Origin of the sequence: Bacillus sp. ISL-4, assembly GCF_018613275.1 — a bacterium.
GTDB lineage: Bacteria > Bacillota > Bacilli > Bacillales > DSM-1321 > Peribacillus > Peribacillus simplex_E.
In genome coordinates this window covers 13,142-27,495 of record NZ_JAGGQN010000002.1, presented here as the reverse complement: position 1 = coordinate 27,495, position 14,354 = coordinate 13,142, and the positions used below count along the sequence as shown (strand labels likewise).

Below are 14,354 nucleotides of genomic sequence, written 5' to 3'. Positions count from 1 at the left end.
TTTCAGAATTTTTACTCGTTTTTATGTTATTTTTACTTATTGTGCCAAAGAAAAAGGCTCACCCAAATGGATGAACCTTTCTTCTTATTTCCTCATCACTTTATCGTTACGTCATTTATTTCCAGATAGCCTGAAGGGCTGATTGAAAATCCTTTTACTTCTTTAGCGACTGCAGCAACATTTTCAATGACCCTTACAGGAATATACGGGGTGTCACCCATCTCGATTTCCTGTGCCTCTGCGTACAGTTCTTTGCGTTTCCCTTCTTCTTTTTCCTTCCTGGCGGCATCTATTAAACGATCAACCTTTTCATTGCTGTAAAAGAATGTATTTCCTGCCGCTCCCTGTGATTCCGTATGAAATAGATTATATTGATTATAATCGGCATCCCCTGTCGCGTTTCTCCAACTGATGATGAACATTTCCGATTGCCCTTTATTCACTTGTTCCACGAACGAACCGTACTCCATCACCTGTACCTTCAAATTGATCCCGATACCTTTTAGTTGGGATTGCAGGACCTCGGCCAAGTTAACTCTTTCTTTACTGTCCATTGTCAGGATGGTTGCATCCAAGCCTTCTGAATATCCAGCTTCGGCCATCAGTTTCTTCGCTTCCTTCAGGTTGTAATCATAGGCTTCGAGATCTTCGTTGTAACCGAATACTTTAGAGCCCATCAAGGAGTTCGCCTTCACTCCCACATTATTAAAGACACCCTTGATGATCGAGTCCATTTCTATGGCATGGGCGATGGCTTTACGGACCCTTACATCATTGAACGGTTCTTTATTGACATTGAATCCTAAATATTCGGTACCATACCCTTCACTGCGGTAAACATCCATTGCCGGTGAAGATTCGACCTGGTCCATGACAGCTACAGGAAGAGGCTCTGCGATTTGCGCTTCACCGGTTTCAATCATCGATATCCTCGTGGAGTCTTCCGGGACGACCTTGAAGATGACCTTATCCACTTTTGGCTCATCTCCCCAATAGCTGTCGTTTTTCGTCAATGTGATTTCCTGGCCAGGGGACCATGAATCAAAAACGAAAGGACCGGTTCCATTCGGTTCCTGGATAATCTTTTTGCCATACTTTTCAATCGTTTTCGGACTGATGATTCCGCCTTCGTGATTCGCCAATATGGAAAGGAGAGGGGAAAATGGCTCCTTTAAAATGAATTGCACGGTAAATTCATCAACCGGTTTCACCTCTTTTACCATTTCGAACACTACCGCCCTGGGAGAAGCGACCTTCGGATCTAATAGTCGATCAAACGTCTTTTTTACTGCGTCTGCATTAAATGGCGTGCCATCATGAAACTTTACATCTTCCCTAAGCTTGAATTCCCAGGTCGTGTCATTTATTTGCTTCCATTTTTCTGCTAGCATTGGCTGTATCTCACTATTCTCATCCCGTTGTACAAGACCTTCATAGACTTTATGGTGAGTGACGCTAGCGGCGTTAATCGTGGACATGAACTGCTGATCCAAATTCTCAGCGTCGGATAAGCGGGCAATGACCAATGTCCCCCCTTCGTTTGATGCCCGGTTCGGATCACTTGCCGTTGTGTTTACGTCATTGTTAGAAGAACAGCCCGTAATGATGATAGCCATGATCATGACTAGAAAAAGCTTACCTGTCCCACGTTTTAACCCCATGGTCTTCTACCTCCCAATTTCATTTTTCGAACATTTATCTAATTATAGGAAATATTCTGACTACTTTTTTCGAATATCTTTACTATGTTTTTCATTTTCTTTACTTGTTGTCATGAATCGCTTCCGTATCGCTTATCGATTCCACGACCTTGAATGATGGCTTAAACAATTCTTTCTCGGGAAGCTCCTGATAATCTCTTTCCATATATCCTCTTCTCATCTTCTTAAAATATTGTTGTCCCTTATATTTGATTTCCGTAAAATCCAGATTGGGGATCATTTGATCCTTCATGACTATCTTTCCATTTATGATGGATAATTTAACGTCCCTTCCAGACCCGCTTACGAACATGGTTCGAATGGGATCATCGATTACCCCCATTTGAAAACTGTCCAAGTCAATCGCGATGATATCCGCCTTGGCCCCCGCTGCGATGCGTCCTAAATCGTTCCTGCCAAGAAAAGCGGCCGCATCAAGTGTGGCTGACCGAAAGAAATCGGCATAGACAGAGCCTTCCGTTTCTCCTTCCACCATCCGTGAGAGCATGCTGCCTGTCCTGACGTTCTGGAACATATCAGGAGGGAATGTGTCCGTACCAAGGGCTATATTGATCCCAGCCCGTTTATATTTAGCAAAAGATTCTAACGCCTCCCCATGCCTCCCGATGATCAGAGGGCAATGAATCACCGTTGTATTCGTTTCCCGCAGCAGCGCCAAGTCATCACCCTGTCCATATTTCGCTTTACTATATCCTGAAACAAAGTGGGCATGCGGGATCCCTGTTCTTGGACCGAGAAAGCCAAGGTCGTACAAATATCTGATCGGTGTAACTTGATGGGCTTTCCAGATGGTGTTGAATTCAAAACTTCCTTGTGCAGCATGCAGCTTTATCGGTACGTCCAATTTTTCGCTGTAATATTTAATCTGTTTTAATTGATCTGCCGTTTGGGACTCAATACGTTCTGGGGCAAGCATCCCTCTGACCATGCCTTCATAAGCTCCATCGAATTTTTCTACAAACTCGACCGCTTTTCGTAACCCCGCTTCCCCGGCTTTTTCATCCCAATGCAGTTTAATATTCCCGTCAGGCTGGACGACTCTCATTCCTGATTGGAAACTCGGTCCAAGGTAAATCCTTAACCCCAATCCAGCTGCATGTTCTGCCGCAGCTGCCAATTCATCATAGGTTTCAGCCCAGCTTTTATAAAAAACGGAAGTAATGGGCATCGCCGTCGTCACGCCATGAAGAATGAGTTGTGAATAAGCATACAGTGATTTAAAAGCTTCTTCTTCCTCGGTCATTAATTCAGGATGTCCGCTTTTTATAAAATTCTCTGACCAGAGAAGGTTTTTCTGTCTGTCAGCACCGGCCTCAAAATGTAAAATATCATGGTCAATGTCCCCTAATGCATTTAAATCTATGAACCCGGGACTGATAATGGCGTTACCGGCATCCATTACCTCGTCCACCTCTCCTGGATAATTTTTTCCGACATACAGAATCGTGTCTTTTTCATAAACGATTTCCGCGTTTTCCAAAATGACATGATCGCATCCATCATACCCAATTACATATCTTCCTTTAAGCTTGGTTTTCATCTTATTCCCCTTTCACCATCGCGGCAGCGTCTTCTCGTTCGTCATATCGCTTTTCATCTACATATGCCCTGGCATGGCCCCAGAAATATTTCGTCGGTTGCATATACTTTTCGAGCCCCGCACGCTTTATCGTTGAAAAGGCCTCCTCATTCGCTTCGTTGAGCACTGTACTTTCATGGACCGTCCTTACATTCCTCCCTTCCATGATCAATTTCCCATCCACGATGACATGCTCCACATCATTCGCCACTGCTTGAAATACAAGCCGGTGAACATGCATGAATTCAGGGGTCAGATGAGGCTGATGCAGATTGACCGTAATGACATCCGCTTTTTTCCCGATTTCAAGGGAGCCTATTTCATCATCCCAGCCAATGCATTTCGCAGCATCAATCGTGATCATTTCCAACAGCTTGCCTGGCGGTAAATAATAGTAGTCCCTAAGCGCTGCTTGGTGAACAAACTGTGTTTTCCTCATTGCCTGAAACATATCGAAACTTGTGGAAGGGGAAGTCCCATCCGTGGAGATTGCCACAGTTGCACCCATCTCCAATAATTCAGTTATCGGGGTACGGGCATGAACCTGGCCAAATCCAGGTGATGCACTGACGTTGGTACCTGTTTCTGCCAGTATTCTTGCCTCATCGAAAGAAATGCCCCGACAGTGCTGTAAATGGACATCTGGACCCAATAGGGCATTTTCCTTATCCTGTATCGCTAAATGAATCATCCCGCCAAAGGCATCAGAGTGAATGCGTGTGTTATATTTCCTGGCAATCTCCCTTATTTTCTTCGCTTGATAAAGGTCATGATCAGTCAGCCCATAAAGCCTGTCAGGAGATGTGGGATTCGAGGGATCCACGGAAGTCACGATGACAAATGGTGTAATGAAGGCTCTCGTGCGGTCTTCATTCGCATGGTTCAGCGCCTCGATTACAGCTTCCGCCCCCTGTAGCACTTCTTCATAGGAAACTTCCTTTACCACTCTCTTTCCGTCAACCCACCGGCTGAATGAATGGGGCCATGGGGGGTTGCAAGGACCCGTGCATACCACTTCCCTGATCCCCACTTCGGCGTATGCTTTTGCATGATTGATGGCAAAAATCGGTTCATCGGACCGCGGCATGGATCCTAACACGCTCACCCCAGTTGTCACGCCCGCCTTTAATCTCTCAAGTGAGGATAGCTTTCCTTCGTAATACCAAAAGTCATCTGTAACAAAATGCTTGTACGCATTCGTCATGATGGGCATCCAAAAATCAATATTCTCCATTGCGATCGTTTTGAACATGGAATGTCCCCCATGCCCATGAACATCTATCAACCCCGGCAATATGCATTGATGGCTGCAATCGATGACTCTTACAGCCTCATACTGCAATTTCAGATTTTCGGTGGAATCAACGGCTAAAATCCTTCCTTGATGTATGGCTACGGCGCCATCCGGCAGAATTCTCCTGTTTTGATCCATGGTTATCACGGTCCCATGGATTAGCAGTAAATCTATCATATTTCCCCCTCCTAATTGAGAAGACAGCATAACATCCTTATGCTGCCTTCCTTTTGTGATGAATTCCTACTTCACGGTTACGTCATCAAGCATTAAATAATTTGCCGGATTCAGCCAAAGTCCTTTAACCGTCCCGCCATATACGGCCAAGTGTTCATAGTTACGGATAGGAACATATGGAACTTCTTCCCTTTCAATTGCTTGTGCCTTGGAATATAGTTCCTTACGTTTATCGCCATCCGATTCTTTACGTGCATTTTCAATCAATTTATCCACTTCCGGGTTGCTGTAGAATGAACTATTTCCTGCAGCACCTTGGGATTTGCTATTGAAAAGATTGAATTGATTATAATCTCCATCCCCGGTGGCATTGCCCCAGCCGCCTATCGCTACCTGGTGCTCGCCGTTGGCTGTCGCATCAATGTAAGCCCCATACTCAAGGACTTGAATCTTGACCTTGATTCCAATTCCTTTTAACTGGGATTGAATCACCTCGGCCATATTGATCCTTTCCTTACGATCACTCGTCGTCAATGTAAACTCCAAACCATCCTTGACCCCCGCTTCAGTCAAGAGCTTCTTCGATTCATTAATATCGTAGTCGTAGCCTTTTATATCCGGATCATAACCAAACACCTTTGGGCTCATTGTCGAATTTGCCCTCGTACCGACGTCGTTATAAACCCCTTTGATAATGGAATCGACCTCGATGGCATGAGCGACCGCCTTACGGACCCGTACATCATCAAAAGGTTTTTTCTTAACATTGAAGCTTAAGTATTCAACGGCAAGGCCCTCCGTGCGATATAAATCCATCGTGCCCGACGCTTCGATCCTATCAATCTCGGTAACTGGCACTTGATCTGTCACATGTGCTTCACCCGTTTCAATCATCGCAATCCTCGTGGCATCTTCAGGGACAACCTTGAATACCACCCCATCGATCTTAGGCTTATCCCCCCAGTAATCCTTGTTTTTCGAAAGAGTGATTTCTTCACCAGGCTTCCACGATTTAAAAACAAATGGCCCTGTACCAACTGGGTTTTGTGCCAATTTGTCACTATTTTCCTTAATCGCTTTAGGGCTGATGATGCTTCCTTCATTACTCACTAAAATCGATAACAGCGGAGCATAAGGATATTTCAGCTTGAATTGTACGGTCGTTTCGTCAACGACTTTAATTTCTTTGATCATTTCCAATTTACCAGCCTGCGGCGAAGCTGTTGCCGGATCCAGTATCCTGTCGAAATTGGTTTTCACCGCTTCGGCATTGAATGGGGCCCCATCATGGAATTTGATTCCCTCCTGCAATTTGAACTCCCAAGTGACATCATCCAGCTGTTTCCACTCTTTTGCGAGCAGCGGTTTAGGATTCATGTTTTTGTCAGGAACGACCAATGTTTGATAAACCTTTTCATAAATGACGTTGGCAGATGGAATGTCTGTTATGAAATGAGGGTCCAGGGTGGTCGCGTCAGATAATCGCGCGACGATCAGCGTTCCTCCTTCTTTCGCTTTTTCCTCTGTTTCCTTGCTGCCGGTTTGTTCTGTTGCACATCCTGATAAAACGGATGAGATGCCTAATAAAGAGGCAAAAAGCAACCCAATCATACCTTTTCTCATTCTATTTCCTCCCTTTTCATCCTCCCTTTGTTTCTCCAAGTAACTTTCAGCTATGGGTACATCGGGCTTACTGTAAATTATAAAAAAAAACGGAATTTTATATTTTCAGAATCTTTACTCATTTTTTAACTATCTTTACTGCTTTTCCGCATCATATTTACTTCAATTCCTTTTTTGAATAAATTGAATGAAAGAAAAGGAGGAAGTCCAATGAAGCCAGAGGTCGTAATCAATAATACCGAATTGAATGTAAACGAAAGAAAATCTCCGAAACTAAGACACTGGAAAGCCTTTTATAAAAAATTCAAACGAAATAAATTGGCATTGGTAGGCGGGTACATCGTACTTTTTTATATTTTATTGGCTATCTTTGCACCTTTGATCTCACCGCAGGATCCCTATGAAATTGATTTAGTCAACAAACTCCAGCCTCCGTCAGCCGAACATTGGATGGGTACGGATGATAAGGGAAGGGATATTTTAAGCAGATTATTATATGGGACAAGGCTTTCATTAACGGTCGGGTTTGTCTCTGTATTCTTCGGGGCGTTCATTGGCATACTCCTCGGGTTAACAGCCGGTTATTACGGAAAATGGATCGATACCGTCATTATGAGGATTGTCGATGTTTTGCTGGCTTTCCCGGGAATATTGCTTGCCCTTGCCATCATCAGTGCCCTTGGTCCAAGTTTAATCAATGTAATGGTAGCGGTAGGAGTCTTTTCCATACCGATGTTTGCCCGGATTGTACGCGGTTCCACATTGTCAGTCAGGAAGCTGGAATATATCGATGCCATTCGTGCATTGGGAGCCACTGACTTCACGATCATATGCAAGCATATTTTTCCGAATATTCTATCACCCGTCATCGTTCAAGCCACATTACGTCTGGCAACGGCCATTCTGTCGGCAGCCGGATTATCATTCCTGGGACTTGGAGCCCAGCCGCCCTCGCCAGAATGGGGAGCGATGCTGAGCAGCGGTCGGGATTATTTGTTCAGCGCCCCCCACATCGCTTTGTTTCCGGGGATAGCGATATCAACACTGGTACTTGGTTTCAACATCTTCGGGGATGGACTAAGAGATGCCCTGGATCCAAGAATGAAAAAATAAGGAGGAGAGAAAATGTTCGTATTTATTATCCGACGGGTATCTCAAACCATACCGGTTTTACTGGGAGTAAGTCTTGTTGTTTTCCTCATCATGCAAATGGTCCCTGGAGATCCGGCAACACTGCTTGCAGGTGAAGGAGCAACTAAAGAAACGATTGAATCGCTGCGGCATGAGCTTGGCTTGGATCGTCCAATCCTCTATCAATACGTCGACTATATCCTTCATGCCGTTCAAGGTGACTTCGGGGAATCACTCCGCAGCAGCCGCCCTGTTTTGGATGAAATCATGGTCCGTTTGCCCATCACCCTTGAACTGGCACTTGCCAGCATTTTCATAACCGTCGTGCTTGGAATGATCGCAGGAATCATCTCGGCTACCAAGCAATACTCGGCAGCCGACGTTTCCATCATGATCGTTGCTTTACTGGGAATCTCGTTACCTAGTTTTTGGCTGGGCCTTATGCTTATCTACTTCTTTTCCGTGAACCTTCATTTGTTTCCGGTTTCAGGTTGGGGAACTTTCAGGCACATGATACTCCCAGCCATAACCCTTGGGGCCGGAGGGGCAGCCATTGTCGCCAGGATGACCAGGTCGAGCATGCTTGAAGTCGTTCGCCAGGACTACATCCGGACCGCAAGAGCCAAGGGATTAAAAGAATATATCATCATTTATAAACATGGCCTGAAAAATGCGCTTATCCCCGTCATTACAGTCGTTGGCCTCCAGTTCGGCGCACTCCTTGGCGGCACCGTATTGACAGAGTCCGTTTTTGCCATCAATGGACTTGGGAGATTGATAGTCGATGCAATCAGAACGAGGGATTTGCCGATGGTCCAAGGCGGGGTCCTCATCGCTTCCGTTATCTTCGTATTCATGAATTTAGCAGTGGATGTCCTCTATCGATACTTTAACAAAAGAATAGACTTGAACTAAGGAGGTATGATGATGAAACAGATTGATGATAAAATTCTGGAGGTAAAAAATCTGCAGACCCACTTTTTCACTGACGAAGGAACGAGTAAAGCAGTCAACGGAATCAGTTTCTCCCTTAATAAAGGGGAAACGCTTGGAATCGTCGGGGAGTCAGGAAGCGGGAAAAGCATAACATCACTATCATTATTAAGGCTCATTCCATCGCCACCCGGCAAGATTGCCGGTGGCAGCATCCTTTTTAAAGGGGAGGATCTGCTTACGAAGTCTGAAAAACAGATGTGGTCCATACGTGGGAATGAAATTTCGATGATATTTCAGGAGCCGATGACATCATTGAATCCCGTATATTCAGCGGGCGAGCAAATCGCAGAAGCGATCCGGCTCCATCAAAAGCTGGGAAAAAAGGAAGCATGGAATAAAGCGGTCGACATGCTTCGGCTCGTCGGCATCCCCTCACCCGAAAAAAGGGCAAAACAGGAACCGCATGAGCTAAGCGGCGGAATGAGGCAAAGGGTCATGATTGCCATGGCACTTGCCTGCCACCCTGAGGTTTTAATAGCGGATGAACCTACAACAGCACTGGATGTGACGATCCAGGCCCAAATCCTCGAACTGATCAAGACGCTGCAAAAGGATTTCGGGACGGCTGTCATTTTGATCACTCATGATTTGGGTGTCGTATACGAAACCTGTGACCGGGTTGCCGTCATGTACGCAGGAAAAATCGTCGAATACACTTTGGCCAAGGAAATATTCACAAACCCAAAACATCCATACACCATTGGCTTATTGAACTCCCTTCCGCGTCTGGACATGGACCAGGAAGAACTGACTACAATCCCCGGGACTGTTCCAAGTCCTTACAACATGCCCAAGGGCTGCAGCTTCGCTCCCCGCTGCGCACATGCGAGGGGCATTTGTGAACAGGCCGTACCGGATCTCCAGGCTATCGGCCCAAGTACCGAGGTCAGCTGCTGGATGTTCACCCCCCAATGGGAGAAGGAATATGACGCTCAAGAGAAGGTGGGAATGTAATGATGGGTGTACCAGCTGCAGAGAAAAAGGTTCTGCTTAAAGTGGATCAATTGAAACAATATTTTCCGATCAAGGGCGGGTTTTTCGGAAGAACCATCAATCATGTTAAAGCCGTTGATGATATTACCTTCGATATCCATCAAGGCGAGACCTTAAGCATAGTCGGCGAATCCGGCTGCGGAAAATCGACTACCGGAAGAGCCATCCTTCGATTGGATGAACCAACAAGCGGGAGCATTCACTTTCAGGATAAGGATTTACTGAGTTTAGGAAAAAAAGAAATGAGGCGTACCAGGAAGGATCTACAAGTCATTTTTCAAGATCCATTTGCCTCCCTTAATCCGAGACAGACGATCGGCCAAATTCTCAGAGAAGCTTTGGCCATCCAAAATGTAGTACCTAAAGAAAACCGAAAGAGCCGGATTGAAGAATTATTGGGACATGTCGGGCTGAGACCGGAATCCATGGAAAGATACCCGCATGAATTCAGCGGCGGCCAGAGACAGCGGGTCGGCATTGCGCGGGCTCTTGCAGTGGACCCAAAATTGATCATATGTGACGAAGCTGTATCTGCACTGGATGTCTCCATTCAAGCGCAAGTGCTGAATTTATTAAAATCCTTACAGCGCCAGTTCGACCTTACCTTTCTTTTCATCTCACATGATTTAGGCGTGGTCAGGCATATCTCGGATCGGGTAATGGTCATGTATCTCGGAAAGATAGTCGAAATAGCCGATAAAAAATCCATTTTCGAACGGCCGCAGCATCCATATACAAGGGCTTTGCTATCGGCCATCCCAGTACCGAATCCTGTGCATGAAAGAGAACGGATCCTATTGACGGGTGATGTCCCCTCACCCATCGACCCTCCAAGCGGCTGCCGCTTCCATACACGGTGCCCTTTTGTACAGGATATCTGCAAAACACAGCTGCCTGAACTAAAAAGATCGGCACAAAATCATCAAGTGGCTTGTCACATTGTGTCATAACCTGTAGATTTCCGAAGGGGTCTTTAGTATGATACTAATAAACAGAATAATTTAAGTTATTTAAAAATATAACCAGCAGAGGTTCTCCATGCTAAGTTACGAAGGATTCACATTAATTATCATGCTCTTCATTTTAGCTCCCATCATGGGAGCTATCGCTCTTTTATTTCTATTCATATTCGAGAAAAGGATCGACCTTCTTGAAAATAAAAACAAAGAGATCCGCCTGGAGCAAGCACTGCAAGAAGCACAGTATAATAAATTGAACCAGCAAATCCAGCCACACTTTTTGTTCAATACACTGAATGTCATACTGGGCTTGGCCCGCCTGAACAGGACGGCTGAATTGATACGGGCCTTAGAGGCATTTTCGCAATTCCTGAAATTCAAATATAAAGCATCAGAACCGTTGATCCCCCTTTCCCAGGAAATCCAGTATACCCAGCATTATCTCGACATCCAGACCCTTCGCTTCGGTGATCGGCTCAAGATTGACATGGAGTGCCCAGAACCATTATCAATCGCACTGGTCCCACCCTTCATTCTCCAGACATTGGTAGAGAACTCGTTTAAACACGGTTTGGAAAAAAAAGTGGGTGAAGCCCTGCTGCATATCCGGTTCCATCTGGATTCGCAGATGGTAAATCTGGAAGTGGCGGATAATGGATTAATGGGAAATGAATCTTCCGTTACGGACGAAGGCGGCCATGGCCTAGATAATATCCAAAAACGTTTATATTTGTATTTTAATGACCGTGCACAATTGAATATAGCTTCTAATGAATCGGGAACTAAGGTAGAGGTATCATGGCCACTTGTTTTTGATAAGAAATTGGAGGAGGCGGAGCCGGAATGAATGTATTATTAGTTGATGACGAACCATTGGTCCTTGAACAAATGGAATATATGATTCAGTCCATCTACCCTTTTTGGAAGTTTTACAAAGCTGCTGATGCCTGTCAGGCACTGACCCTCAACCAAAATCATAAAATCAACCTCGCTTTCCTGGATATTAATCTACCGGGGCGATCTGGTCTTGAATTTGGTGAAGACCTAAGGGCACTGAACAAAGAAGTCGAAATCATAATGGTGACCGCGCATCAAAGTTTCGATTATGCCCAGCAATCCATCAGGATAGGCGTTGTTGATTATTTAACGAAACCTGTAATAGAAAGTGATTTGCATAAAGTCCTGGCCAAGTATGACAAAAGGGAATCTTCTCATAACTATTCAACCCTTATTCACCATTCGCTTTCATTCATTCATGAAAATTATGCCGAAAAACTCTCCCTTTCGGACATCGCTCGTGAAGTGCATACCAATCCGACTTATTTAAGCAGGAAATTCCATGAAGAAGTCGGCACTTCCTTTTCGGAATATTTAATGCACTATAGAATAAAGGCCGCTAAAAGGGCCTTAACCAATAACACCAGCTGGAGCATATCAGACGTCGCTGAAAACTCGGGTTTCAATAGCCAGCATTATTTCAGCACTTTATTCCGGAAAATAGAGGGAATCACGCCCAAGGAGTTCCGCGAGAAAGGAAAATGAACATTGCGATCACGTACATTTCAAGAATACGTACAAGGCCCCATCCAAATCGGGATGGGTTTAGGGATCATCTCCCTCCTGGCACGCTGGGTGACAGGAACCACGATATTATCCTCCCCTGAATCGATGGTGAAGTATGGAGTTTTCGGAGGGATCGGATACGCCCTGATGGGAGCGATCGCCCTGTCCATGTTCAGCTTCATCGGAAAAAGGGTTCGGCAGGATTTCCCCGTGGGTTTGACCATCGGGGACTATTTAAAAGCCCGGCTTCACCCCCTCGGATATTGGATACTGATCGTGATTCTGGTCATAACCAGTTTACACATCTTATTCATTCAGGGAATGGCCGCGTCCACCCTATGTCAGTTTCTTTTCGATACCCCGCTCTATGTCGGATTGTTCTTTTTTTTCGGTTTTTGTGTCCTTTACGCTGGATTCGGCGGGTTAAAGCTCATTCATGGATTCGCAGCTTTTCAAGTCATCTTCATGTTTGCCGCGGTAATCTTGATTCCTTTATACTTTTTCGTCAAGGAAGGGATTCAGCCTGTTTATGATGGGATTCGTTTATACCATCCATACATGCTCGTAATCAATAAGTATGATCTATGGAGTTTTCTTTTAGCAGGACTTCTTGTCGGGTTCGGCCAGTTTTTCTTTGACCTGACATCATGGCAGCGATTATTCATGATGGAAATGAAAAAGGTTCCCTTAACATTCTCTTTATCCGGCCTTATCTGGATCATATTCCCGCTCTCCTTTTCATCCCTGTTCATCATGGTTATCTTTACGGGCGGCTTCACTGATATACACTCGATCCTGGCTGGATTGGCAAACAAAATAACGACACCATTCTTTTTCATCCTTTTTGTGCTCTGCGCTTTCAGTGCAATCACCTCAACATTCGGTGCCTGCCTGCATTCATTGGTAAGCCTGATCGTAGCCAATATTCTTGAACCATTAAAAACACAAAAAAGCGACCAGCAAAAAATAAGGATGGCCTGCCTGCTTTCAATCTGTATCGGAGGATTGGTTTTCGTTGCTACACTCTTCTATTCCCCAAACCTATTAGAGCTCTTATTTTATTCAGGCAATATATATTCGGCATTGCTGGCCCCAATCCTGGTTATCGTATTCAGCAAAGGGAAAGTCGCTGATTACATACCAATAAGCGCGGTCCTGGCCATTTTGGCTTCATACATCATCCAGCCTTATGTAAGTGAATTCCAAAGCATATGGTTTAGCGGATTGGCTTCATTGACGATCATGGTGATTTGTATGATCCTTACCCTCATCAAGAACAACTGGAGGCTCGTGAAAACAAAACGGGATTGATTAAGAAGGCGAATGGCAAAGTGGTTACATAACAAACTATGTAATCACCTCTGCGTGTATTTGGCTCCGCAGGTCTTGAGAGGACTCAATATCACAACAAATAAAAAAAATCTTTATAGATCAAGACAGTTTGTAGAAAAAAGCAAAGTTAATTGGAGCGGGTGTGCGAGACTCCTGCGGGAAAAGCGCGTCCAAGGGAGACCCCGCAGGCGAAAGATACGCCGAGGAAGGCTCCCGGACCGCCCGCGAAAAGCGAGTGCCTTACGTTCCAATCAACAATCAGTTTGCAAAATCAATTATTATCTAGTTTGTCTACATCTGAAATTCCTCTATTAATCTCGGAATAACTTAGCTTGCCACCTTTCTGAAATACCGATAAACCTTTTCTAGCTTTTGGGTTTGTTTCCCCTTTGGGCTTTCCATATTTCCAAATTCGAAAAACTTCACTTTTTTGATACCGACAAAATTGAATAACGCTCTTTTCATCAAGATTTTATGCGCATCATTCAGCCAGAGAAGTGGATACTTTGCAGGTCCCTTCATCGTGGACACACATACGACCGCCTTTCCCTTTAGAAGACCCTCTGGGAACAATCCCTTTTTATCCCTGTAGGCAAAATTCGCAGAAAATAATTGATCAATGTATCCCATCAGCATTGCCGGAGGCCTCCCCCACCAGATTGGATAGACAAAGACAATCTTGTCGGCCCAGGTAATTTGATTTCTATATTTTTCAAGCTGAGGATCACGATGCATATCACGCCTGCGTTTATGCTCATTGAACTCCAAGAGCGGATTAAAGCCCTCTTCATATAAATCCAAGACCTGCAGCCTCTTTATGTTGGGGTTCTCGTTACTGCCTTTGATGACTTTTTCTAAAAAAGCATGGCTTAAGCTTTCATGATTTGGATATGTGTAGATGACCAGCACGTTCATGTCGTACCCCCCTATTTATTTATCATTTGATAACAATAATATAACAACACCATTTTTTGTTGTCAAATGAT

Annotated in this window: 12 protein-coding genes; 7 read left to right on the top strand and 5 right to left on the bottom strand. The window is 44.7% G+C overall.

Annotated elements, in window-relative coordinates; translation table 11 throughout:
- Window positions 1-95: 95 nt before the first annotated feature.
- From J7J00_RS01160 to J7J00_RS01145, 4 genes are all read right to left on the bottom strand, one after another.
- Window positions 96-1,661 (bottom strand): glutathione ABC transporter substrate-binding protein, encoded by a 1,566-nt coding sequence (locus tag J7J00_RS01160; RefSeq protein WP_214786753.1) that lies wholly within the window; start codon window positions 1,659-1,661, stop codon window positions 96-98.
- Between the two features lie 100 nt (window positions 1,662-1,761).
- Window positions 1,762-3,261: a chlorohydrolase family protein gene (locus J7J00_RS01155; RefSeq protein ID WP_214786751.1), complete on the bottom strand. Its 1,500-nt coding sequence runs from the start codon at window positions 3,259-3,261 to the stop codon at window positions 1,762-1,764.
- A gap of 1 nt (window position 3,262) precedes the next feature.
- A complete protein-coding gene (locus tag J7J00_RS01150; RefSeq protein WP_214786749.1) occupies window positions 3,263-4,771 on the bottom strand; it encodes an amidohydrolase family protein in 1,509 nt (502 codons plus the stop codon).
- A 66-nt stretch (window positions 4,772-4,837) separates the two neighbouring features.
- Entirely contained in the window at window positions 4,838-6,394 is a 1,557-nt protein-coding gene (locus tag J7J00_RS01145) for a glutathione ABC transporter substrate-binding protein (protein ID WP_214786747.1), read from the bottom strand.
- Window positions 6,395-6,604: 210 nt separating this feature from the next.
- Here J7J00_RS01145 and nikC point away from each other — a divergent pair, with 210 nt between their 5' ends.
- From nikC to J7J00_RS01110, 7 genes are all read left to right on the top strand, one after another.
- Window positions 6,605-7,507: a nickel transporter permease gene (nikC, locus tag J7J00_RS01140; protein ID WP_098373802.1), complete on the top strand. Its 903-nt coding sequence runs from the start codon at window positions 6,605-6,607 to the stop codon at window positions 7,505-7,507.
- Between the two features lie 12 nt (window positions 7,508-7,519).
- The gene (gene nikB, locus J7J00_RS01135; RefSeq protein ID WP_214786745.1) at window positions 7,520-8,440 is read left to right on the top strand and encodes a nickel ABC transporter permease; all 921 of its coding nucleotides are present in this window, start codon (window positions 7,520-7,522) and stop codon (window positions 8,438-8,440) included.
- A 12-nt stretch (window positions 8,441-8,452) separates the two neighbouring features.
- A complete protein-coding gene (locus J7J00_RS01130) occupies window positions 8,453-9,475 on the top strand; it encodes an ABC transporter ATP-binding protein (RefSeq protein WP_396020465.1) in 1,023 nt (340 codons plus the stop codon).
- Entirely contained in the window at window positions 9,475-10,464 is a 990-nt protein-coding gene (locus tag J7J00_RS01125) for an ABC transporter ATP-binding protein (protein WP_286201124.1), read from the top strand. Before J7J00_RS01130 ends, J7J00_RS01125 begins: the two co-directional genes overlap by 1 nt.
- A gap of 88 nt (window positions 10,465-10,552) precedes the next feature.
- Complete coding sequence (locus J7J00_RS01120; RefSeq protein ID WP_214786741.1) at window positions 10,553-11,320, top strand: sensor histidine kinase; 768 nt, start codon at window positions 10,553-10,555, stop codon at window positions 11,318-11,320.
- A complete protein-coding gene (locus tag J7J00_RS01115) occupies window positions 11,317-12,015 on the top strand; it encodes a response regulator transcription factor (protein WP_098373799.1) in 699 nt (232 codons plus the stop codon). Before J7J00_RS01120 ends, J7J00_RS01115 begins: the two co-directional genes overlap by 4 nt.
- A gap of 3 nt (window positions 12,016-12,018) precedes the next feature.
- Complete coding sequence (locus tag J7J00_RS01110) at window positions 12,019-13,347, top strand: SLC5/6 family protein (protein ID WP_214786740.1); 1,329 nt, start codon at window positions 12,019-12,021, stop codon at window positions 13,345-13,347.
- Window positions 13,348-13,695: 348 nt separating this feature from the next.
- On the opposite strand, the gene J7J00_RS01105 is transcribed toward J7J00_RS01110, so the two are convergent.
- A complete protein-coding gene (locus J7J00_RS01105; protein ID WP_214786738.1) occupies window positions 13,696-14,283 on the bottom strand; it encodes an NAD(P)H-dependent oxidoreductase in 588 nt (195 codons plus the stop codon).
- Between the last annotated feature and the right edge of the window lie 71 nt (window positions 14,284-14,354).